Origin of the sequence: Bradyrhizobium sp. HKCCYLRH2015 (assembly GCF_051168215.1) — a bacterium.
Classification (GTDB): Bacteria; Pseudomonadota; Alphaproteobacteria; order Rhizobiales; family Xanthobacteraceae; genus Bradyrhizobium.
The window spans coordinates 435,789-459,215 of the sequence record NZ_JBNPUO010000005.1 but is presented as its reverse complement, the minus strand read 5'-3'; the positions used below and the strand labels follow the sequence as shown (position 1 = coordinate 459,215).

The window sequence follows — 23,427 nt, the reverse complement described above, 5'->3', positions numbered from 1 at the left end:
CGGCAGAACCCCAAGGTCAAGGTAGCTCATATGGCTAAAGTCGCTTTCATCGGTCTCGGCGTCATGGGTTTCCCCATGGCAGGACACCTCGTGAAGAAGGGCGGTCACGAGGTCACGGTCTACAACCGCACCGCGGCCAAGGCGAAGGAATGGGCCGACAGGTTCGGCGGCAAGGCAGCACCGACGCCGAAGCAGGCCGCCGAAGGCCAGGAGTTCGTGATGTGCTGCGTCGGCAATGATAACGACCTGCGCTCGGTCACGATCGGCCCGGACGGCGCCTTCGCCGGCATGGCCAAGGGCGCGACCTTCGTCGACCACACCACCGCCTCGGCTGAAGTGGCACGTGAGCTCGACGCCGCAGCCACCAAGGCCGGCTTCAAATTCATCGATGCGCCGGTGTCCGGCGGCCAGGCCGGCGCCGAGAACGGCGTGCTGACGGTGATGTGCGGCGGCACCGCCGACGCCTATGCCGGCGCCGAGCCGGTGATCGCGGCCTATGCCCGGATGTGCAAGCTGCTCGGGCCGGCGGGCTCCGGCCAGCTGACCAAGATGGTCAACCAGATCTGCATCGCCGGCCTCGTGCAGGGCCTGTCCGAGGGTATCCATTTCGCGAAGAAGTCCGGCCTCGACGTTCCCGCTGTCATCGAGACCATCTCCAAGGGCGCCGCGCAGTCGTGGCAGATGGAGAACCGCTACAAGACCATGAACGATGGCAAATATGACTTTGGTTTTGCGGTGGAATGGATGCGCAAGGACCTGTCGATCTGCCTCAGCGAAGCGCGCCGCAACGGCGCCCATCTGCCGGTGACCGCGCTGGTCGACCAGTTCTATTCCGAGGTCGAGAAGCTCGGCGGCAAGCGCTGGGACACGTCGAGCCTGCTGGCCCGTCTGGAGAAGTAGTCCCGGGGCTTGTCGACACCATCAAGCGGCCGCCCTCGGTTCGACGGGCGGCCGTTTTGCATTGGACTCGGTATGCGAGCCGGACCCGCCCTGTCGTCGACGCCAGATGCTCTGAATGGCATCGGAACGCTCCATTGCGCCCCCTGCGACTCGCTGATACCCGTTGCAATCGCTAATCGTTCGCATGTGTTGCCAGATCGAGACGCCCTTCAGCCGGAATCGCCCGTTTGAAATGTTATAACATTTCATTTCCGGAGGTTTAAGCTAACTCTCGTCCGGGCATCGTGAACGTTACGGGCGCAGGCGCCGGCTCAGTCCGGACCTGCGGTGGGGATCAGAATGAGCGTGCGGACGATCTGGGGGTCGATATCGTTGGCGGGACTTGTGGCCGGGTGGTCAGCCGGCCACATGGCTCACGCGCAGCAAACGGCAAGCCCCGCCGTAACACCGGCGGCCAACACGTTGCTTCCGGATGTAACGGTCGACGCACCGCGGCAGCGGCCAGTGTCCGACCGGACGCAATCGCGTGGCCGAACGGCGGACCTGACCACCCGTCCCATCCAGCAACGCGGGACCGCGCCAGCGCAGGCAGCGCCATCCGTTCCCTCACAGGCCACCAACGCGACCGCGACCCCGCTCAACGGCAACGCCATCCCGGCAGCCGGCAGCCGGCTCGGCCTGGCCGCGCGCGAGGTGCCGGCGACGGTCGAGGTGATCGGCGCCGAGACGCTGCGCGAGCAGGGCTACTACACGACCGTCGACGCGGTGAAAGGCGCCACCGGCGTCAGCGCCGGCGATGCGCCGAACGACGTCGGCTTTGCGATGCGCGGCTTCCAGGGCAACCAGGTCAACGTCCTCTATAACGGCATCAACATCGGGCCGACCGGATTCACCGCGCTGACGATGGAGACCTTCAACCTCGACCGCGTCGAGTTTCTCAAGGGCCCCTCCTCGCTGATCTCAGGCCAGGGGGCGGTCGGCGGCACCATCAATTTCGTCACCAAGACCCCGCACAGCGGCCCGGTCGAGAGCGAGGCCTTCGTCGGCTTCGACCAGCGCGGCACATTCCGCAGCGGCTTCGGCTCCGGCGGCAGCACGACCGTCAAGGGCCTGGACTATCGTTTCGACATCAGCCGGACCAAGGAGGTCGGCTTCATCGACGACACCGAGTTCAAGAATGTCCATGTCTCGGGCCAGCTCGACTACCGGCTGTCCGGGAGCTTCAAGACCTTCTTTGCCGCCGAGTTCAAGGACTACAAGGCCAAGCCCTATGAGGGCACGCCGCTGGTGCCGGTGGCCTATAGCGGCGCGAACGCAACCAGCGGCATCGTCTCGGGCTCCAAGATCTCCGCCTACAACGGCAGCGATCTCGGCGCCGTCACGATCGACGGCCGCACGCTGTCGACCAACTACAACGTGGTCGACGGCCACAAGACCATCAAGGAATCCTGGGTCCGCAGCGGCTTCGAATGGGACCTGAACAACGCAGTCACGCTGCGGAGCCAGATCTACAACTACAACGCCAGCCGCGACTGGTACAACAACGAGGTCTCGGCCTTCAACGCGAACACCAATCTGGTCGATCGCGAGCGCTTCTTCGTCCATCACAACCACAACATGGTCGGCAACATCACCGACGTGATATGGAACGGCAGCATCTTCGGTCTCGCCAACCGGCTCGTCACCTCGGTCGAGAGCTCGCATACCGACTTCACGCGACCCGGCGCGGCCAATTTTCCCGGCGAGTCAGTCCCGCTGATCGGCTTCGATCGCGGCACCTATGGTGAGCTGAGGACACAGCTTCAGACCGCCACGATCGACAGCGTCGCGCTCAATCTCGAAGACCGCTTGAGGCTGACCAACAGCTTCGCGCTGGTCGGAGGGCTGCGCTACAACCCGTTCACGCTCGACCGCAATTGGATCCGCAATGGCGCCGAGCGGCCCGGCTTCCCCTATTCCAAGAGCTGGCAACCGGTCACGGGACGCATCGGCTATACCTGGGAGGCGCTGCCGGGCACGATGTTCTACAGCCAATATGCGACGGCAACCGACATCTCGGCCGACAGCATCTTCATCCTCACTCCGACGCAAAACCTGACGCTGTCGGATTCGCGCAGCTACGAGACCGGCGTCAAGCAGCTCGCATGGAACGGCCGCGCGGAATGGACCTTCTCGGCCTTCGACATCGAGCGCAACAACGTCTACAGCGCCCAGGCCGGCCAGCAGCTCAACCTTGCCGGCAAGGTCAAATCGCAAGGCATCGAGCTGTCGGCTGCGGTGCGGCCGACGCCGGAGAGCAGGCTCTGGGGCAATTTCGCCTATGTCCGCGCCTGCTATGCCGATTATGATCTCGCCGGCGGCGGCTCGTTCTCGGGCAACACGCCGCCCAACATCCCCGCCGTCATCGTCAATGGCGGCGGCTCCTACCGCTTCCTCAATCCCGGCTGGTGGCCGGTCGAGCTCGGTTTCTCCGTCCGCCACGTGGGCGACCGCTGGAGCACCGATGCCAACACGGTGAAACTGCTCGCCTACACCACGGCCGACCTGTTCGCCTTCATCGACCTGCCGAAGGTGCCGCTGTTCGCCACCGCGACCAGCACGCGGCTCGCCTTCCGGGTCCGCAACGTCACCGACCGGCGCTACGCGGCCTGGAGCGATCCGTTCTATCCCGACCAGATCTTCCTCGGCGCGCCCCGCACCTACGAGGTCGAAGCCTCGTTCAAGTTCTGATGGCCGCATGATCCGGGCGCTGATCCTCACGCACCGCTGGCTGAGCATCCCGCTCGGTCCGCTGCTCGTGCTGTGGTTCGCGACTGGGATCGTGATGCACTACGTGCCATTCCCGGCGCAGACCGAGAGCGAGCGCTTCGCCGCGCTGCCCGTGCTCGACGTCGCCATGTCGCTGCACGGTCCCGCGGAGGCCCTCGCCAAAGCTGGAATCGACCATCCAGACCGCATCCGCCTGGTGCAGCGCATGGATGGCCCGGTCTATGTCATCTCGACCGCCGGCCGCAGCACGGCCATTCATGCCGACACGCTGGCCACAGCCGAGGTGAGCGCCCCCGACATCGCCCTGTCGATCGCACGCGCGGCAGCGCAGCGGCGCGGGCTCGAAGCCGACGGCGCCGCCGTTGCAGCTCTGGACGACTACGACCAATGGACGGTGCCGAACCGGTTCGACGTGCATCGTCCGTTGCACCGGATCGCGCTCAACGATCCCGTCGGCACCGAGCTCTATGTCTCCTCGCGCACCGGCGAGGTCGTGCTCGACACGACTCGGTTCGAACGCGCCTGGAACTACGTCGGCAGCGTCGTTCATTGGATCTATCCGACCATCCTGCGCAAGGACTGGGCGGCCTGGAACGCTGCCGTGTGGTGGCTGTCGCTCGCGGCGGTCGTCGCCGCCGTGAGCGGCGCCCTGCTCGGCCCGATGCGGCTGAGATATCATGAGGCGCGGCTGTGCTCGCGCTACCGCGGCTGGCACCTGTGGCATCATTGGGCCGGCCTGATCTGCATGCAGTTCGTGCTGACGTGGATGGTCAGCGGCTGGCTGTCGATGGACCATGGCAGGCTGTTTGCGACCGGCCGTCTGACGCCGTCCGAGCAAGCCATTCTCGTCGGCGCGCCGAATTGGACCGACGCGACCGCGGGCGCGCTCGCGGCGGTGCATGGCGGGGTCCGCGAGATCGAGTGGTTCGCCTTCGGCGGCCGCCTCTATCAGCGCATCCGGCGCGCGCCGAGTCAGCAGCAGATTTCGCTGCTGGACGGCGCATCGGCACGCATCGTCGGCCGCTTCCTGCAGCCGGCCGACGTCAATGCCGCGGCGTCCCGCCTGCGCGGCGACTGCGCGCGCTCGTCCGAAGTCGAGCCGGGCGACGACTATCCGTTTGTTTCCGATGTGCCGGGCGCGCCGGTCCATCGCGTGATCTGCGGCGACACCTGGTATCAGGTCGACGCCGCCTCCGGCGCAGTGCTCGAGAAGCTCGACCCATCCCGGCGCGCCTATCGGTGGCTCTATCAGGCGCTGCACACGCTCGACTTTCCGGCCCTGCTTGCGCAGGCGGCGCTGCGCACGTTTCTCATCGTCGGCCTCTGCGCGATCGGCCTCGTCTTCAGCATCACCGGCGTGGTGATCGGCTGGCGCCGCCTGCGCATGCAGCTCCGCTGAGCCTCGCCACAATGGTTAATTTAACGCGCGGTTAACGCAAATTTTTCGTTGTCTATAATCCGTCTTAAGGATTTGGGCCCAGTTATAGACAATGCAGAAAGCAGCCCGTACCTCGCGGGCAGGATTTGTGTTGTTTGATGAGTAAACCCGCTGAAAAGCCTGAGGTCGTCGAGCTTCCGGCAGATCCGCCGGCGCTTGCACCAGCAAGCCAGCGCCGGGCCGCGCAGCAGCGGGTGCGCGAGGCGCGCGACCGGTTAACGTCGACATCGGGAACGCGTCCGGCCTTCGACCGCGAGCTGCTGCGCCAATACGCGCAGACCCGCATCTCCGCCTCCTACATCGTCGTGCTGCTGGTGGTGGCAACCGGCCTGATGCTCAGCGTGTGGCTGCATACGATCGCGGCCGGCGCCTGGACGCTCGGCGTGCTCTGCATTCATGCGGCGATCGTGCGCAACTGCTCGAACTTCCTCGCCGACCAGCCGTCGCTGGCGGCGACGCGGCGCTGGCGCACGCGCTTCGTGCTGCTCGACCTGCTCTACGGCGTGTGCTGGATGGCGATCCTGATCCATCCGGCGCTCGCGGCGGTGTCGGGCACGCTGATGATGTTCCTGATGCTGCTGGTGATCGCGGTCTCCAGCATGCTCGCCGCCAACCTGCCGATCGCAGCCGTCGCCGTCACCGCGCCGGTGACGGTCGCGATCACGCTGAGCCTCGCGCTGTCGGGCACGTTCGACAACTACCTGCTCGCCGGGTTCGCCGTCGCGGCCGAAGGCTATTTCGTGCTGCTCGCCCATCAGCTGCACGCGACGACGCTCGCCACGCTCGAAGCACGCGCCGAGAAGGACGCCCTGATCGGCGAGCTCGAGCAGGCGAAGGCGATCTCCGACGAGGCGCGCTACCGTGCGGAGGCCGCCAACGTCGCGAAGTCGCGATTCCTCGCGCAGATGAGCCACGAGCTGCGAACGCCGCTGAACGCCATCCTCGGCTTTTCCGAGGTGATGAAGAGCGAGATCTTCGGCGTGCATGCGGTGCCGGTCTACAAGGAATATTCGGCCGACATCCACAATTCGGGCGTCCACCTGCTCAACCTCATCAACGAGATCCTCGATCTCTCGCGCATCGAGGCCGGCCGCTACGAGCTGAACGAGGAAGCCGTGGCGCTGGTGCACGTGATCGCCGACTGCCACCATTTGCTGAAGCTGCGCGCCACGAGCCGCGGCATCACCATTCACGAGGTGTTCGAGCAGAAGATGCCGCGGCTGTGGGCCGACGAGCGCGCGATCCGCCAGGTGGTGCTCAACCTGCTGTCCAACGCCATCAAGTTCACGCCGCAGGGCGGCGACATCTGGCTGAAGGCCGGCTGGACGGCCTCGGGCGGACAATATCTCAGCGTCAAGGACACCGGCTCGGGCATCCCCGAGAACGAGATTCCGATCGTGCTCGCCTCGTTCGGCCAGGGCTCCAACTCGATCAAGTCGGCCGAACAGGGCGCAGGATTAGGTCTGCCCATCGCCAAGAACCTGATCGAGATGCATGGCGGCACGTTCACGCTGAAATCGAAGGTCCGCATCGGCACCGAGGTGATCGTCACCTTCCCGCCGGAGCGGGTGATGTCGGCGCTCGCTCCGCTGTCGGACGAGGCACCGCCATTGCAGCCGGAATACGCGATCGCCCCCGCTCAGGAGAAGCGTCGGGTCCGCAAGCCGATCATGAATGCCGGAACGGGACTGTGAGATGATTGCACTTGCACGACAGTGGCAGAACCTTTCAAACTCGCGCCATGAGCCAGGAGACGCCCTGCATCGCCGTCTGCATGATCGACCCGAAGACGAAGCTCTGCTTCGGCTGCGGACGCACGCTGCCGGAGATCGCCCGCTGGGGCCGCATGTCGACCGACGAGCGGCTGGCGCTGATGGACGGGCTGCCGTCCCGCATGCACGACGCCGGCCTGCCCGCGCTGGCGCGTCGGCGCGACTGAGCGCCTCGGTGCCGACGGGAGGCGCGGCATGAACAAGGTCGTGCTCGTTTTCGTCACCATGGTGCTCACCGCGGGCGCCGTGATCGTCTACAAGGACCCCGAGCAGGCAGCGCTCGCAAGCGACACCGTGTCGGAGGTTCTGCGCAGCCGCGCGCTCCGCGCCAAGGCGAGCCCTCCGACCAACGCGGTCGAGATCGAGCGCACCAGAGGCGGCGAGTTCGCATTGCGCGCCAAGATCAACGGCGTCACCGCGCCGATGGTGGTCGACACCGGCGCCACATCGGTGGTGCTGACCTACGAGACCGCCAAGGCCGCAGGCCTGCCGCTCGAACTGCTCGCCTACGACGTCGACGTCGAAACTGCCGGTGGCCATACCAAGGCGGCGCGGCTGACGTTGGACCGGCTCGCGATCGGCAAACTGGTGGAGCGCTCGGTGCCGGCGCTGGTGGTGCCGCACGGCCAGATGAAGACCAACCTGCTCGGCATGAGCTTCCTCGACCGGCTGGAGCGCTGGGAAGTGCGCTCCGACCGGCTGATGCTGCACGGCTTTCCCGACCGCAGCTGAGGAGCTGGGCCTCGTCGCAGCCAGCAGAGAGATCGCGCGCCAGGCCGTCGCCGAACTGCCGCTGGCCTGAGCCGCTCAGGCCAGCGCAGCAACCGCTGGGCGCTCCTCGACCATCGCGACCGCCTCGCGCAGTACCTCGATGCCGGCGTCTGGCTTGACGCCACGCTCGGCGAGATGGCGGCGGAATGCGCGTGCGCCGGGCACCGCGTGATAGGCGCCGACGAGATGCCGCGTGATCGCGTGCAGCCGCGCGCCCTGCCCGAGCTGGCGCACGATGTAGGGCTCGAGCGCCGCCAACGCATCCTTCATGGTCCGATGCGGCGCGACCTCGCCGAACAGGACGGGATCGACATCGAGCAGCCGCCACGGCTCCTGATAGGCCGCTCGCCCAAGCATCACGCCATCGACATGCGCGAGATGACCTTGCGCAGCTTCGATGCTGCCGATGCCGCCATTGATGATGACGGGCACGTGCGGCAGCCTCGCCTTCAACCGGTACACCCTGTCGTAGTCGAGCGGCGGAACGTCACGGTTCTCCTTTGGCGACAAGCCGTTCAGCCACGCCTTGCGCGCGTGCACGATCAACGCGTCGGCGCCGCTATCGACGACCGCGTCCGCCAGCGCATCGAGCGCGACCTCCGGATCCTGATCGTCGATGCCGATGCGGCACTTCACGGTGACGGGAATGCGAACGGCGTGCTTCATCGCGGCGACGCAGGCGGCCACGAGCGCGGGCTCGGCCATCAAACAGGCGCCGAAGCGGCCGTCCTTCACCCGGTCCGACGGACAGCCGACATTGAGGTTGATCTCATCGTAGCCGAAATCCTCGCCGATCCTGGCCGACGTCGCGAGATCGCCGGGGTCGGAGCCGCCGAGCTGCAGCGCCACCGGATGCTCGCTGGCATCGAAGCCGAGCAGCCGCTGCCGGTCGCCATGAATGACGGCGCCGGTCGTGACCATCTCGGTATAGAGCAACGCCCGGCGCGACAGCAGCCGATGGAACACCCGGCAGTGCCGATCGGTCCAGTCCATCATGGGGGCGACGGAGAAACGCCAAGCGTTTGATTTTGCAATTTTATTTGAGATATCAGTCATTCAGAAGTCGCGCCGGAAGCATCCCATCAGCGTCCATTTACGCCGATTTCCGCTGATTTCGACCCATTTTTGGTCTCCCGGTAAAACAATGTTGTACCGGAGATCGATCAGGCAGCCGTCGATTGGTGCCGCTGCGGGAGATCCATTGCCGCCCAGCAGAGCGTGGATCTCGCCGGAACGAATCCGCAGGTTGGCGCCGCGCAGGACGTGGGTGCACCGAAGCTCTTTTCGATGTCCTGGGCCTCGAGCTCGCGACTGGCATCTCGGTCCTCACGTTTTCAGCCGACCCGGGGGGTCAGAGAAAGCCGATCGACAGCCACGGCACGAAGGCAACCAGCAGCAGGCCGAGCACGAGCGCGCCGAGATAGGGCCAGATGCGGGTCAGTCCGGCGTTGGGATGGATCTGTCCGATCGAGCACGCCGCGTAGTACCCAAGGCCGAAGGGCGGCGCGAACAGGCCGATGCCCATCGCGAGGATGATCACCATCGCGTAGTGCACCTCGTGCACGCCGAGCAGCTTGGCCGCCGGAAACAGCAGCGGGCCGAACAGCACCATGGCCGGCAGGCCTTCGAGGATGCTGCCGAGCAGGATGAACACGGCGATCGAGATCAGCAGGAAGCCGTATTTGCCACCGGGCACCGAAACCATCATCGCCGCGAGCGCATGCGAGAAGTTCGACTGCGTCAGCGCCCAGGCCATCGCGGTGGCCGCACCGATGATGAACAGGATCGCCCCCGACAAAGCGGCAGTATGCACCAGCGCCGGATAGAGCCTGCGCCAGTCGAAGCGGCGATAGACGAGCAGTCCGACCAGGATCGTGTAGGCGATGCCGACGGTCGAGACTTCGGTCGCGGTGGCGACGCCCTCGGTGACCGCGGTGCGGATCAGCACCGGCAGCAGCAGTGCCGGCAGCGCCGTGATGAGCGCCGAGCGAATGGTGGCCCAGGTCGGCCGCGGTCGGATCACGCCCTCCGGCTCGACCATGCGGCGCTTGGCGACCACCGCCAGCGCGGCGGCCAGCACCAGGCCGGGCAGGATGCCGCCGGTGAACAAGGCCGAAATCGAGACGCCGGCGACGGAGCCGATAATGATCAGCACGATCGAGGGCGGAATGGTCTCGGCCATCGCGCCCGAGGCTGCGAGCAGCGACACCAGCTCGCCGTCATGAATGCCGCGGCGCTTCATGTCCGGAAACAGCACCGGCGCGACCGCCGCCATGTCGGCCGTCTTGGCGCCGGAAATGCCCGAGACCAGCAGGATCGCGCCGAGCAGCACGTAGGACAGGCCGCCTCTGACATGGCCAACCAGCGACACCAGGAAGCCGACCATCGCTGCCGCCATGCCGGTCATGACGATGAGATGGCCGAGCAGAATGAACAAGGGAATCGCGAGCAAAACGAGGGATGAGACGCCCTCGTCAATGCGGCTGGTGACGACTTCGAGCGGCGCCGAGGTGACCGTGAGGAGATAAGCCACCGTGGCGAGCCCGAAGCAGAATGCGATCGGGACGCCGGCGAGCACGGCCGCGCCGAGCAGGATCGCGAAGAAGACGATCAGATTCCAGTTGCCGAGCGCCTTGAGCGCCGGCGCCGCGCCCCACAACACGAGCGCCGTGGCCGCCAGGATCACCAGCGTGATCGCGATGTCGCGCGAGCCGTGGCGCGCCATGCGCAGCAGGGCGGTGGCCAGCATGAGGCCAATGCCGACCGGCACCGCGCCGGCCCGCACGCTGTCGGGCAGGCCGAGCGCCGGCGTCTCCGCGAACGCCTGTCCGCTCGCATAGTCGATCGCAGGATGCAGCAGGATCGCCAGGAACAGCGCCGGCGCCATCAGCGCCGCGCTCTCCAGCACCGCGCGGATGCGCGGTGCGACGCGGTCGATCAGCGCGGTCATCCGCATGTGCTCGCCGCGGCTGAGCGCGAGCACGGCGCCCAGCATCGCGAGCCAGAGAAAGGTGATCGACGCGAGCTCGTCAGCCCAGGTCAGCGGCCGGTTGAAGGCGAAGCGCGCCGTCACACCGGTGAAGAGGATTCCGACTTCCGCGACCAGCGCGACGATCGCGGGAATCTCGATCAGCTTCGTCAGCGCCCGCTCGAGGCTTTCGACGACGCCGTGCTTCGTGGAGGCTGCCAGAGACGCGTCGACCGAGTTCATCCGAGCTCTCCCACATTCGACTGCAGAATCTTCCAGGCTTCCTCGCCGAACTTGCCGCGCCAGTCCTTGTAGAAGCTGCTCTTGCCGAGCGCGCCACGGAACGCCTCCTTGTCGACATCCACGAAGGTGAAGCCCTTGGCGGCGAGATCGGCGCGCAGGCTCTGGCTGAGCGCGGCAATGTCGGATCGCTCGTCATCCGCCGACTTGTTGAATTCCTTCGTGACGAGCGTCTGCAGGTCGGACGGCAGTTTGCTAAATGCAGCGCGGTTGCCAAGAATCCAGTAGGCATCCCAGACGTGGCTGGTCAGCGAGCAGTATTTCTGGACCTCGTAGAGCTTGGCGGTGGCGATGATCGGCAGCGGGTTCTCCTGGCCCTCGACCACCTTGGTCTGCAGCGACGTATAGACCTCATTGAAGTTGATCGGTGTCGGACCGGCACCGAGCGCCTGGAACAGGCTGGTCAGGATCGGCGCGGCCGGCACGCGGATCTTGAAGCTCTTGAGATCGTCCGGCGTCTTGATCTCGCGGGTCGAGGACGTGACCTGGCGAAATCCGTTGTCCCAGGGCTTGGAGAGCGCGATGGCGCCGGTCTTCTCGATGTCCTTGCGGATGTGATCACCAAGGCTGCCGTCCATCGCCTTCCAGACCTGGTCGTAGGACGTGAAGGCGAAGCCGGTGTTGACGATGCCGGCGAGCGGCACGCGGGTGGCAAGCACGGAGCTCGCGATGTTGATCGCATCGACGGCGCCGACGCGGACCTGCGAGATCAGATCGGTGTCGGAGCCGAGCTGGTTCGCTGGATACAGATTGATCTCGAGCCGGCCGCCGCTCGCCTCCTTGATGCGATCGGCCGCCTGCTGCGCCCGCTTGTTGACCGGATGCGACGGATCCTGTCCGGTCGCGAGCTTCATCGTGAACTCCGCTGCCTTGGCGAATCGCCCGGTGAACGGCAGCACCGCAGCCCCCACCATTGCTCCTGCCATGAATCGCCGACGCGTCATTGCCTTGCGCATTCCCGTCCCTCCAGTATGAAATTGTTGTTATGGTCCGGCGCGTCCGCGCGCCGGCGGGTCATGTCAGCGGCTGGTCCGCTATTTGAGCCAGCCCTTGACCTGCTTGACGACTTCCGACAACGAGATGCCGTAGCGATCGTGCAAGGTCGGCAGCGCGCCGGCGTCGAGGAATTCGTCGGGCAAGCCGATCTGCCGGAACGGTACGTGCACGCCTGCGCGCATCAGCACCCCGGCGACCGCCTCCCCCAGTCCGCCGATCACCGTATGGTTCTCGGCGACGACGACGAGACGGCCGGAGCGGCCGGATTCGCGCACGATGGTCTCGGCATCGAGCGGCTTGATCGTCGGCACGTGCAGCACGCCGACGTCGACGCGATCATCGGACAGCGCCTTGGCGGCCTCGAGCGCGCGCATCGTCATCAGCCCGGACGAGATCATCAGCACGTCCCGGCCGTCGCGCAGCAGCTTGGCCTTGCCGAGCTCGAATGTGTAGTCGTACTCGTCGAGCACCAGCGGCACCTGACCGCGCAGCAGCCGCATGTAGACCGGGCCTTGATGGGCGGCCATCGCCGGCACGACCTGCTCGATCTCATGCGCATCGCAGGGGTCGATCACCGTCATGTTCGGCATCGCGCGCATCAGCGCGAGATCCTCGGCCGCCTGGTGGCTCGGGCCGTAGCCGGAGGTCAGGCCGGGCAGCGCGCAGGCGATCTTCACGTCGCGATCTTCCTCGGCGATGGTCTGGTGGATGAAGTCGTAGGCGCGGCGCGAGGCGAACACGGCATAGGTCGTGGTGAACGGCATGAAGCCTTCGGCCGCCATGCCGGATGCGGCGCCGAATAGCAGCTGCTCGGCCATGCCCATCTGGTAGGTGCGCTCGGGGAATTCCTTCGCGAAGATGTGCAGGTCGGTGTACTTGCCGAGATCGGCGGTCATGCCGACCACCTCCGGCCGGCTGCGCGCCAGCGCGACCAGCGCGTGGCCGAACGGCGCCGGCCTGGTGCGCTGGCCCTCGGAAGCGATCGAGGCGATCATCGCCGAGGTCGTCAGGCGCGGCTTGCTCAGATCCGGTGCGGGTCTCGTCGATTTCATCACGGCCTCCCGGCGTCGAGTGCGGCAATCGCGAGCTGCCACTCGTGCGGCTCGACGCGAATGAAGTGGTTCTTCTCGCGCTGTTCGAGGAAGGGCACGCCCTTGCCCATCAGCGTGTCCGCCACGATCATGCGCGGCTTCGGCGCCGCGTGGGTCTTGGCGGCATCGAAGGCGGCGACCACGGCGTCGAGGTCGTTGCCGTCGACGCGCTGCACGAACCAGCCGAACGCTTCCAGCCGATCCACCAAAGGCTCGAAGCCCATGACCTGGGTCGAAGGGCCATCGGCCTGCTGATTGTTGACGTCGACGATGCCGATGAGGTTGTCGAGCTTGTGGTGGCTGGCGGACGAGATCGCCTCCCACACCGAGCCCTCGTCGAGCTCGCCGTCGGAGAACAGCGTGTAGACGCGAGAGCTCGACGTCTTGCGCTTCAGTCCGAGGCCCATGCCGACGGCGATGCTGAGGCCGAGGCCGAGCGAGCCGCCCGACATCTCCATGCCCGGCGTGTAGGACGCCATGCCGGACATCGGCAACCGGCTGTCGTCGCTGCCATAGGTTTCCAGCTCGGCCTCGGGAACGATGCCGGCCTCGATCAGCGCGGCGTACAGGGCGATCGCATAGTGTCCATTCGACAGCAGGAAACGGTCGCGCTCCTCCCAGTTGGGATCCTCGGGCCGGTAGCGCATGGCGTGGAAGTAGGCGACTGCCAGCAAGTCGGAGATGTCGAGAGCCTGGGCGATGTAGCCCTGCCCTTGCACCTCGCCCATGCGAAGCGCGTTGCGCCGGATGTTGTAGGCGCGCTGCGCCAATGTCGGCGCGTTGGCGAGCCGGCTGGTTGCGGTGTCCATCTCTTGAGACCTTGGTTAGTGGATCAGCATGCCGCCATTGACGTCGATGACCGCGCCCGTGACATAGGCGGAGAGGTCCGACGCCAGAAAGGTGTAGATGCCGGCGACGTCGTCGGCGGTGCCGAGCCGGTTGAGCGGAATGCCCTCAAGGATCTTGGCCTTCATCTCGTCGGTCAGCTTGCCGGCCGTGATGTCGGTGCCGATCAAGCCCGGCGTGACGCAGTTGACGCGAATGCCGTCGATGCCGAATTCGCGCGCCATCGCCTTGGCGAGACCGAGAACGCCGGCCTTGGCCGCGGAATAATGCGGCCCGCCGAAGATGCCGCCGCCGCGCTGCGCCGAAACCGACGACATGCAGGCGATAGAGCCCTGCTTGCGCGCGCGCATGTGGGGGATCACCGCTTGCGACAGGAACAGCACGCCCTTGAGATTGACGTCCTGGATGCGATCCCAGTCGTTGGGCGTGATGTCGAGCAGCTTGACCGGCTGGGTGATGCCGGCGTTGTTGATGAGGATGTCGATGACGCCGAATGTGGCGATGACTTGCGCGACGGCGTCGTTGCAGGAGTTGTTGTCGGCGACGTTGCAGCCGATCCCGAGATGCTGGTGGCCGAGCGTGGCCGCCGCGTCGGCGGCCGCCGCCGCATCGAGGTCGAGGATGGCGACGCGCGCCCCTTCGGCGGCGAACCGTCGCGCAGTGGCCAGCCCAATACCGCGCCTGGAAGCTGCGCCCGAGATGATCGCCGTCTTGCCGCTGAGCAGCATCCTTGGTCCTCCCAAAGTGTCGTTGTGTTGGGCTTGACCATGGCGGGCCGGACCGGCGGGGACAAACGCGCAGTTGTCACGGATAGATGAATCTGGTTCACTCATCCGATGCTATCCAACGTCCCGATTTCGTCAATCAAAGCGTTTGAGGCCGCTGCACGGACTGGCTCGTTTCGCGATGCAGCGAATGAGCTTCACCTGACCCCGAGCGCAGTCAGCCACGCCATCCGCAAGCTGGAGACGACCCTGCGCACGGTGCTGTTCGAGCGCACCGCCCGCTCGGTGCGGCTGACACCTGCCGGCGAGAACCTGATGCGCCATGCCGGCGCCGCCTTCGACCAGTTGCGCCGCGGCCTGGAGGAGGTCGCCGCGCGCGGTCCCCAATTGGTCCGCGTCCATTCGGCGCCGAGCTTCGCTGCGCAGTGGCTGACGCCGCGATTGGCGCGATTTCTCGCCGCCCACCCCAAGCTCGAGGTGCGGCTTGCGGCGAACACCGACTATGCGCGATTCAAGAACGACGATTTCGACATCGATATCGTCTATGGCCAGCCGCATGCGGAAGGTGTCGAAATCGTTCCGCTGGCCGAGGAAACGGTGACGCCGCTCTGCTCGCCGGCACTGGCGGCCACGATCAAGCGGCCTGCCGACCTGCTGGAACGAACGCTGATCCGCTCCGATGTCAAGCAGATCCAGTGGCATCAATGGTTCGCCGCCAACGGTCTCGAGCCTCCCGCTCTTCATGGCATGCGCTTCGACCGCAGCTTCCTGGCGCTTGCGACCGCGACCGAAGGTCTCGGCGTTGCCCTTGAATCCACCCTGCTGGCCGAGCGTGAGCTGGCATCCGGCCGGCTGGTGGCGCCGCTAGCCGGCCGCGCGACCGACGTCCGCTACGTCGGCCATCGCCTGGTATTTCCCCGCAATGCTCACCAACGCACGGCTGTCCGCGCCTTTGCCGACTGGATCACATCCGAGCTCAGTCCGGAACGCGGAGGGCGACGATCGTTCGATTGATCTCGCGCCGTCCCTGCTTTCTTTCGACCGAGCTCGCTGATTGGGGCTCTCGGAACGCATTGCGTCCCGAGGCTGAAACGCTCACCTTGAGGCAGGCCAAGCAGCCCAGGTTGATCTTTCACATCATTACTCGGCCGTCGTTTGATCAACTGTTCGGGCAGCGTGTCCTGCGCGGCCAATGGGGGGATACGTCTTTACCGCGGACATCGCGTCGGAGGCAGAGATCAAGGTCTCTTCGCCCGAGGTGGACCTTCCCTCCCCCGCCCCGACCACCGTGCTCGACGTCGCCGCCGCCTCCGCCGCTGAGGCGACGACCGGGCCGGCGAGATCGTCATGGTTGTCGGCCCTCGGCGGACGCAATGGCGATCACGGCCGCCGCAGCGCTTTGCGCCATCGTCGGGCTTGCGGCGGCTGCGCCGCTGTTGAGATCGAACCTGATCTTCAAGCGTTCGCCCCCTGTGGTCGCGGTGATGGCGATGGCCGACGCGAGCGGTGATCCGCCTGGCGCGGTGATGGCAACGGAGATCGCGGGACGCCTGACCGACGGGCTCGCCAGGATCAACACCATCAGCGTGATCGCGCCGCGATCGACGGCACCGCAGCCGGAGCTGGCTGCGTCGCTGGCTGCGCCGCCGGATTTCGAGATCCGCGGTGAGCTGCAGCGCAGCGGACCGTCATGGACATTGCGTGCCCGCTTGATCCAGACCACCTCCGGCAAGGTTGAAGCGGTCGCAGCCGTCTCCGTCGACGCCGATGAACGCGATCCGCTGCTGCAACAGACGCGTCTCGCCGCGGGCGTGGGCGACGTGCTGGCACGCCGTCTCAACGAGCTCATCGAAACCGGAACGTCTTCCGCGGACGGCGGCGTCACGGCCGGCGGCGCCCGCGCCGCCATCGAGCAGGCGACCGCGTCGATCAACAGCGTGACGCAAGAGCGCTTCAGCATGGCGCAGACGATGTTGCAGAATGCGCTCGCCGACCAGCCCGACAATGTCGACGCGGCGGTTGCGCTTGCGGCGCTGCAGATGCGCGGCATCCAGATGGTCTGGTACAGTCCGGCTGCCGCCGCGGCGGCCGAGGCTCAGGCGGCCGCGAACCTGGAGCGCGCCCTGCGCGCCAAGCCGAACTCGATCGCGGTGCTCGAGACCTATTGCCGCTTCCTCAGCGCAACCAATCATTTCGTCGAAAGCCTGGTCATCTGCGCCAGAACGCTGAGTCTCGATCCATGGGACGGCCTCGCGCTGTATCTGGTCGGCCTCGGGCAGCTCAATCTCGGCCGCTTCGAGGATGCGCTGGCGACCTTCCAGCAGGCCGACCGCTATGACACGCCGGCGGTCTCACGCTGGACATGGCTCCTGGGCGTCGGGTGGGCGCACATGATGATGGATCGCGCGGAGGAAGCCCTGCCGTGGCTGCAGCGCTCGATCGCCATCACGGCCGCGTCCGGGCGTCCTTATATGCTGCTGGCGGCCGCCTATCAGAGGGCCGGACAGATCGATGAAGCGAGAGCCGCGATCCAGAAGGGACTGAAGCTGCGGCCCGGCACGACCGCGCTCAACGTTGCGCCGCCGATGAAGAACACCAGTCCGGTGTATCGCGAGGCCGCGGCCAGGATCGTTCAGCTCATGGTCGACGCGGGCCTGCCGGCCCAATAGGGCGACCAGCCCGATCCACGATCCGCACGCGTGGCAGTCTCACCAAAAATCATTGCCCCTGGAATCGTTCAGACGACGCTAGTGCTCCCGCGGCCTCTGTCAAACCACCGTCACGAAACACGAACACAAGGAAACGATCTCGACCTTGGCGGCCCGTGCCGCCGAGCTTGATCCAGCGCTCGGACCAGTACTCCGCACGGCGCGCTGCATCCGAAGACCGATCACGGGAATTGCAGGTACCAAACCTTGACCGAGGCACGCCACGCAGACCCGCGCGACAATGATCTGGTCGCGGAGAAGCAAGGTGCCAGGTCATCCGGCGTCGATCTCGTCGCCCGCCAGAGCACGGCCCGGCTGGGGGCGCTGAAGCTGCTGATTGCGGCATCCGGCCTCGCCGGGCTCGGCTATGAGATCGTCTGGACGCGCCAGCTCGCCCTCGCCCTGGGCACGGAGATGATGGCCGTGCTCGGCGCCATCGCCGGATTTTTTGCTGGGCTCGCGGTGGGCGCCTTCGTCCTCGATGGCCGGATCCGCCGCGTCGCCAATCCGCACCGGCTCTATGCCGTCCTCGAAGCGGTCATCGGCCTGTGGGGGCTATGTGCGATCTGGTTGCTTCCGGCGAGCGCGCGCGCCCTGGCGCCGCTGCTCGGCACGGCTCCCTCCCCCCTCCTGTTGTGGAGCGCGAGCTTCCTGCTGCCGACGCTGGTGCTGTTGCCGGCCACGGTGGCAATGGGCGGCACGCTGACCGCGCTGGAACGCATGACGTCCGCAGCGCACGGCACGCGGTCCGTCAGCGCCGGCGTCTATGGCGCGAACACCGCCGGCGCCGTCGCCGGCACGCTGCTGTCCACCTTCGTGCTGATCCCCGCGCTTGGATTGTCGACGACGCTGCTTTGCCTGGCAGCCGTCAACGCGGCCTGCGCGCTCGCAGCGCTTCGCCTCGGCCGAGCCGTGCAGGCCGACGCTCGCGCGCGTGACGATAGCAGGCATGCTGTCACCGGCCTCCGCCTGACGGCAACTCTGTTCGTCACCGGCCTGCTCGGGATCGTGTTCGAAGTGCTGGTCGTGCGCCTGGCCGCGCAGATGATGCAGGATACGGTCTATAGCTTCGCCTGTCTGCTCGCGGCCTATCTGCTGGGCACCGCGATCGGCGGCATGATCTGGCAGCGTTTGGGGCCCACGGTTGCACGCGGCAGAACCGTTCTGATCAGCCTCACCGCACTCGTTGGCCTCGGCACGGCGATCATGACGCCCTTGCTTGGCGGCTTCGCCGATAGCGCGGCGAGCCTCGGCGTCGCCGGCGAGCTCGGCATCGCGCTGGCGCTGCTGCTACTGCCCGCGATGGCGATGGGTGCCTTGTTCGGCCAGCTCATGCAGGAGGTCCGTGACGGCCGGGGATCGGTCGGCTGGGCCGTCGGCATCAACAGCGTCGGCGCAGCCATTGCACCGCTGGCCGCAGCACAGCTGCTGATTCCCGCTTTCGGTATCTGGAGGGCATTGATCCTCGTTGCCGTCGGATATCTGCTGTTGCTGCAGCCGCAACGCGTCGTGCTGCGGTGGGCCGCGGCGCCCGCTCTGCTTGCGCTCGCGCTGTTGTGCCTTCCCGCCCCCCTGCTCATCAAGGTCCCGCCGGGCGGCAAGCTTCTCGCCGTGCGCGAGGGACCGATGGCGACGGCAAGCGTCGTCGACGACGCCTCGGGGGCACGCTATCTCGAAGTGAACGGCCACTTCCGCATGGGCGGTACCAGCTCTGTGCGGTCCGATTTCCGCCAGGCCATGCTGCCGCTGCTCTTGCATCCGGCGCCGCGCAGCGCGCTCTTCCTCGGTGTCGGCACCGGCGCGACCGTGCTCGGCGCAGCGCAGATGCCGGATCTCGACGTGCGCGCGGTCGAACTCTCCTCCGAGGTCGTCGCGCTGCTGTCCTGGTTCGACAACCCCGCGGCCGAGAAGGAAAGACCGCCGATCGCCGTTGCCGACGCCCGGCGCTTCATCGTCGCCGACGACGGACGCTACGACGTGATCGTGGCCGACCTGTTCCACCCGGCGCTGGATGGCAGCGGCGCGCTGTACACGGTCGAACATTTCGCGGCCGTCAAGCGGAGGCTGGCGGCCGAGGGCGTGTTCTGCCAGTGGCTGCCGCTCTATCAGCTCGATGCACCGTCGCTGCGGGCGATCATCAGAAGCTTTCTCGCGGTCTTCCCACACGGGTCAGCCTGGCTGAACCATTACAGCGTGCGCACGCCGATGCTGGCCCTGATCGGATCAGCGGCCCCGGACCCGATCGATCCCGAGCTCCTCGCCGCACGGTTTTCCGACCGGAAGCTTCACCCGATCATTCAACCGCTCGGCTTCGATCAGCCGATCGACCTTCTCGGCCAGTATGTCGCCGGCGCGAAAGCACTCGCGAGCTTCGCCGGTCCGGGACCGCACAACACCGACGATTTCCCGTTCGTCACGTTCGACGCGCGCAGCAACGTCCACGCTCTGTCCGCGGCCCCATGGCAGTTGCTGCTGACGGTCCTCAATCAGACAAAGACGGACGCGGGCGAACTGCTGGGCGACTCGAAGCGTGGAAGCTGGGAGCAGCGGCTCGGCGCTTATTGGCAGGCTCGCAACCGATTCATCCAGGCCGGCGCGGCGCTGACCGGCGAACCGCGCGGACCGGCGCTCATTGCAGCCGCCGCGCCCGGCCTCCTGGATTCCATTCGCGCCAGCGCCGAGTTCGAGCCGGCCTATGCGCCGCTGATGAGCATGGTGAAAGCGCTGCTCGGATCGGATCGCGCGGCTGCAGAACGCCTGCTTCGGGCGATCGATGCCGCCGCGCCGTCGCGACGCGAGGCGCGCGACCTGCGGTCGCGCGAGTTCGAACGATAGCGCGTCAGGACGCGAAGCTGACGCGGTAGCCCCAGCAATCCAGATGATCAGGAATCGCGTTGAAGGCGATCGTGATGCGCTGGTCGCCCTGATTGCGCGGCACCTCATGGTAGAGATAGCTCGGGAACAGCACGAGATCGCCGGGCTCCGCCTCGGGCAGCACATATTTGCCGGCATTGAACGGGCCGACGGCGGCACTGCGGGTATGGTGGCGGAACGAGAAGTCGCTGCCGCCCGGCGGCCGCACGAACACGGTGCGGCTACCAGGATGCGACGGCGTCAGATAGAAGATGCCGGAGATGAAGCTGTTGGCGTGGGCGTGCAGGGTCTGGTTGCCGCCGGTCTCCAGCATGTTCGTCCACATCTCCTTGACCGTCCAGCGCAGCTTCTCGCCGAACAGCAGCTCGCCGAAATCGACCAGCTTGGGCACCGCGAGCTCGGCGATGGTCTGAAACAGATTGTTGGCGCGGGGATCGGCGACCTCGGTGTGGAACAGCTGTCCGGATCGCAGATTGTTCTCGATCTTCGAATTGCGGATGGCAGCCACCGCCGCGTCCTTGAGCTCGACGCTCAACAGCCCGGGCGAACGCAACAACGGTATCGGAAAAAGAGCTTCGATCTGGTCCATGTCTCAAGGCCTTGCATGCGCCGCAACAGGACCGACAAATTGCCGACTTGCATGACAGCCGGATGACGAGAGGCGAGACGCGGTGCCGCCCGTCAGCGCGTCGGCATTTCGTCGGCACGAAGAATATTGAGCCGCTCGCCGGGCTTCAGGCTGTGGGGCCGGTCGCGTACTTCCAGCACGGCCCGCTCGGCCTTCTCGACGCAGTCATCGAACTCGCCATTGCCGGCCTCGACCAGCGCCTGCTGAATGTCCCGCTCGGCGAAATAGCGCGACACGTCGTCCGCCGGCAAGGTCGCCGCCTGTGCGCGTGCCTCGGCCACCGCGGCATCGCATGCCTCCTGCGTCGGTTCCTCGTCATGCGCCGATGCGACAACGGTCGTGAGAGCCAGGATGGCGAGAATCACAGCGGACAAGCGAGGCATCACGTCGAGGAACCCCAGGGCAAAGCAGGTTGCAAAGACGAAGCGCCGGTTCGCAAACCGGCGCTCCGAGGAAGCTGGATCCGGCGGGACTCTATCGTCCCGCCGGATCGATGCCGATCAATCAGTCGCGGTTGAAGGCCCAGCGACCCCAGTGGCCCCAATGGCCCCAATGATCCCAGTCGTGCCAGTGGTGATGATCGTGAGCCAGCTTGCGTGCCAGCTCCTTGTTCTTCTCGACCAGCAGTTCGGGCGCACCGTACGGACGGACGAAGATCGGGTTCGCATAGAACCAGACGTTCGACCAGGCCTGCACGTCGTTGGTCACCTTCTTCACGCCGCCGACCGTGCCGAGGTGCGACGGACATGCCGGATCCGTGCAGCTGACGGTGGCGTTGTTGGCATCGAGCAGCGGATTGCCGGCGCTGTCGGACACGTTCGGCGTGGCCGGCGGGATGTTGGTGCCGCGGGCGCGGATGTAGAAGGGAGTCTTGCCCGCGATGAAGGTGGTCCTGAAGCTGAGCCGGACCGAACCGTCGCGCAGCTTGCGGCTCTGCATCTTGGTCGCCTGGATCTGCTTCGCGATCTTGGCCGAGGGGTTGTAGACGATGGCCGCACCGGCGACGCCGCTCGCATTGGCCACGGCATAGCCCGGGGCGCCCGGCGCGATCGGGCCGGTGATGTCACCGGTGATCAGATCGACGTGGTCGAGCGAGGGCTTGTTCAACGGCTGCTTGATGCCGACCGGCAGCAGCAGCGGATTGTTGAAGCTGTACGGGCTGTTGTTGGACGCCGGAACGGTCATCTCCATCTCGAGCGTGACCTTCTCGCCGGGACGCACGACCAGCGTCTCGCCCATCGTCTTCCAGTCGTAGTCCCATTCACCCTTCGCACGAAACTCCATGTCGGAGTCGATGATGTCGGCGTTGACCGAATAGGAGTTGCCCGAGCGCATGCCGTCGATGATGGACTGCTGGGAGAAGCGCCGCTCGTTCGGCACGTACAGCCTGGTGTACTCGCCGGGGATGAAGTCCGCCGTCGTACCCGGATCGCGCGCGCCATAGACGCCGCGGCTGTGCCAGTCCGAACTCTGGAACAGGAAGAAGTTGCGGCCTTCGCCGAGCAGACCGTCCCAGAGCCCGCCAACCTTGGCGGTGTAGACGCCCTGCATGCCGTAGGTGCCGCCGCCGACCGCGCCCGAGCCATAGGAGCCCGAGCCGCCGTTCACGCCGCCCTCGGCCATGTGACCCGGGGCTTCGATACCGAACGCGACCGTCGGGCCGGCATTGTTGAAGTCACGGAAGTGCTCGATGTTGTAGCCGGCCGAGCCGTTCGGGTTGAACGGTCCCTGCCGCTCGGTATGGGTCGGCACCGCGTAGGATTGCAGCGGATGGTTCGCCTGCAGCCAGGCGATGCCGGCAACGGCCTTCTGGTGACCGGCCGTGCCGGAATTGTTGACATTGTCCTTGCCGGCCCAGACCGAGTTGTTGCTGGCATCGACCGGACCGATCGCGTCAGTGTCCCCGCGGTCGAAACGATATTCGAACTCGGCCATCTTGTCGGCATTGCCGTAGCCACGCGGGTTCTGGCCGGCGATCACGGCGACGTCGCCATGCTCGTGACCGGGCAGGATCCACTCGAGGCCTTCGACCAGCACCTTGTTGTAGGTCGCGGTGCGATTGACGATGGTCGGATACTCGACTTCCTTGATCGACTGCCAGCGCCACATCTTGGCGTTGGTGTCGGTGCCGTTCGGCGTGCCCTTCAGGCTGGTGATCGTGATGCCGTCGATGGTCTTGCCGAGCGTCTGGCTCCAATACGTCGTGGTGTTGTCGCCCGGGATGTTGGCGCTCGCATCGCTGAAGCGGCAATCGCGGTTACCCGAACCGCCGTGGTTGCCCAGCGTGAACCAGTCGAGATCGAAATTATTGCCGCCAGCAGCCGCGGTGCCCTTGCCGACCGAGCGGTCGATCGCATAGCCGGCTGCGACCGAGCCGTCGGTGCAGGTGTTGTGGTTGTGCATGTCGCCCGCGACATACGGATTGTTCTTGCTCGTTTCCCCCCAACGCTCCCCGGCGTCGGCGCTTTGTGACAGAGCCAGCGAGACCGAGGCCGCTGTCAGCAGGATTTTCTTGGTAGATGGAACCATTATCGTCGCCCCTAAAGAATTCGATCGATCTCCAAACCGAGATGACAACGCGACCGATGCGCCGTCGTCATTCGCGGCGCGACCAAACCAAAACTCGGAGACAGTTTGTTGA

Annotated in this window: 18 protein-coding genes; 9 read left to right on the top strand and 9 right to left on the bottom strand. The window is 66.2% G+C overall.

Annotated features, from left to right (window positions below; translation table 11 throughout):
* Positions 1-30: 30 nt before the first annotated feature.
* The 6 genes from ACQR1H_RS15930 to ACQR1H_RS15905 all read left to right on the top strand — a co-directional run bounded on the left by ACQR1H_RS15930 (position 31) and on the right by ACQR1H_RS15905 (position 7,611).
* Positions 31-900: an NAD(P)-dependent oxidoreductase gene (locus ACQR1H_RS15930; protein WP_315803057.1), complete on the top strand. Its 870-nt coding sequence runs from the start codon at positions 31-33 to the stop codon at positions 898-900.
* Between the two features lie 339 nt (positions 901-1,239).
* Positions 1,240-3,630, top strand: a complete 2,391-nt coding sequence (locus ACQR1H_RS15925; RefSeq protein ID WP_434907825.1) for a TonB-dependent receptor domain-containing protein — start codon at positions 1,240-1,242, stop codon at positions 3,628-3,630.
* A gap of 7 nt (positions 3,631-3,637) precedes the next feature.
* Positions 3,638-5,068, top strand: a complete 1,431-nt coding sequence (locus ACQR1H_RS15920) for a PepSY domain-containing protein (protein WP_434907824.1) — start codon at positions 3,638-3,640, stop codon at positions 5,066-5,068.
* 137 nt (positions 5,069-5,205) lie between these two features.
* The gene (locus ACQR1H_RS15915; protein WP_434907823.1) at positions 5,206-6,801 is read left to right on the top strand and encodes a sensor histidine kinase; all 1,596 of its coding nucleotides are present in this window, start codon (positions 5,206-5,208) and stop codon (positions 6,799-6,801) included.
* A gap of 47 nt (positions 6,802-6,848) precedes the next feature.
* Positions 6,849-7,046, top strand: a complete 198-nt coding sequence (locus ACQR1H_RS15910; RefSeq protein ID WP_315803053.1) for a DUF1289 domain-containing protein — start codon at positions 6,849-6,851, stop codon at positions 7,044-7,046.
* A 28-nt stretch (positions 7,047-7,074) separates the two neighbouring features.
* Entirely contained in the window at positions 7,075-7,611 is a 537-nt protein-coding gene (locus ACQR1H_RS15905) for a TIGR02281 family clan AA aspartic protease (RefSeq protein ID WP_315717625.1), read from the top strand.
* A gap of 75 nt (positions 7,612-7,686) precedes the next feature.
* On the opposite strand, the gene dusA is transcribed toward ACQR1H_RS15905, so the two are convergent.
* The 6 genes from dusA to ACQR1H_RS15875 form a co-directional block, all read right to left on the bottom strand.
* Positions 7,687-8,706, bottom strand: a complete 1,020-nt coding sequence (gene dusA / locus ACQR1H_RS15900; protein ID WP_434838962.1) for a tRNA dihydrouridine(20/20a) synthase DusA — start codon at positions 8,704-8,706, stop codon at positions 7,687-7,689.
* A gap of 295 nt (positions 8,707-9,001) precedes the next feature.
* Positions 9,002-10,861 (bottom strand): TRAP transporter large permease, encoded by a 1,860-nt coding sequence (locus ACQR1H_RS15895; RefSeq protein WP_434907822.1) that lies wholly within the window; start codon positions 10,859-10,861, stop codon positions 9,002-9,004.
* The gene (locus tag ACQR1H_RS15890) at positions 10,858-11,874 is read right to left on the bottom strand and encodes a TRAP transporter substrate-binding protein (RefSeq protein ID WP_434848323.1); all 1,017 of its coding nucleotides are present in this window, start codon (positions 11,872-11,874) and stop codon (positions 10,858-10,860) included. The genes ACQR1H_RS15895 and ACQR1H_RS15890 overlap by 4 nt, the downstream gene beginning before the upstream one ends.
* Before the next feature lie 78 nt (positions 11,875-11,952).
* Positions 11,953-12,966: a transketolase family protein gene (locus ACQR1H_RS15885; protein WP_316237885.1), complete on the bottom strand. Its 1,014-nt coding sequence runs from the start codon at positions 12,964-12,966 to the stop codon at positions 11,953-11,955.
* Positions 12,966-13,814: a transketolase gene (locus ACQR1H_RS15880; RefSeq protein ID WP_434873031.1), complete on the bottom strand. Its 849-nt coding sequence runs from the start codon at positions 13,812-13,814 to the stop codon at positions 12,966-12,968. Before ACQR1H_RS15880 ends, ACQR1H_RS15885 begins: the two co-directional genes overlap by 1 nt.
* A 15-nt stretch (positions 13,815-13,829) precedes the next feature.
* Entirely contained in the window at positions 13,830-14,579 is a 750-nt protein-coding gene (locus ACQR1H_RS15875; protein WP_315802997.1) for an SDR family NAD(P)-dependent oxidoreductase, read from the bottom strand.
* Between the two features lie 108 nt (positions 14,580-14,687).
* Between ACQR1H_RS15875 and ACQR1H_RS15870 the strand changes: the two genes are divergently transcribed.
* The 3 genes from ACQR1H_RS15870 to ACQR1H_RS15860 all read left to right on the top strand — a co-directional run bounded on the left by ACQR1H_RS15870 (position 14,688) and on the right by ACQR1H_RS15860 (position 20,119).
* A complete protein-coding gene (locus tag ACQR1H_RS15870; RefSeq protein ID WP_316216200.1) occupies positions 14,688-15,590 on the top strand; it encodes a LysR substrate-binding domain-containing protein in 903 nt (300 codons plus the stop codon).
* A 359-nt stretch (positions 15,591-15,949) separates the two neighbouring features.
* Positions 15,950-17,245 carry a transcriptional regulator CadC gene (locus ACQR1H_RS15865; protein WP_434873032.1) on the top strand — a complete coding sequence of 432 codons (1,296 nt, stop codon included), beginning with the start codon at positions 15,950-15,952 and terminating at the stop codon, positions 17,243-17,245.
* Between the two features lie 456 nt (positions 17,246-17,701).
* Complete coding sequence (locus ACQR1H_RS15860) at positions 17,702-20,119, top strand: spermidine synthase (RefSeq protein ID WP_434907821.1); 2,418 nt, start codon at positions 17,702-17,704, stop codon at positions 20,117-20,119.
* Positions 20,120-20,123: 4 nt separating this feature from the next.
* On the opposite strand, the gene ACQR1H_RS15855 is transcribed toward ACQR1H_RS15860, so the two are convergent.
* The 3 genes from ACQR1H_RS15855 to ACQR1H_RS15845 form a co-directional block, all read right to left on the bottom strand.
* Positions 20,124-20,747, bottom strand: a complete 624-nt coding sequence (locus tag ACQR1H_RS15855) for a 2OG-Fe(II) oxygenase family protein (RefSeq protein ID WP_315802993.1) — start codon at positions 20,745-20,747, stop codon at positions 20,124-20,126.
* Positions 20,748-20,839: 92 nt separating this feature from the next.
* Positions 20,840-21,169 (bottom strand): hypothetical protein, encoded by a 330-nt coding sequence (locus ACQR1H_RS15850; protein ID WP_315802992.1) that lies wholly within the window; start codon positions 21,167-21,169, stop codon positions 20,840-20,842.
* A gap of 121 nt (positions 21,170-21,290) precedes the next feature.
* Positions 21,291-23,315, bottom strand: a complete 2,025-nt coding sequence (locus ACQR1H_RS15845) for a hypothetical protein (RefSeq protein WP_434907820.1) — start codon at positions 23,313-23,315, stop codon at positions 21,291-21,293.
* Positions 23,316-23,427 lie beyond the last annotated feature (112 nt).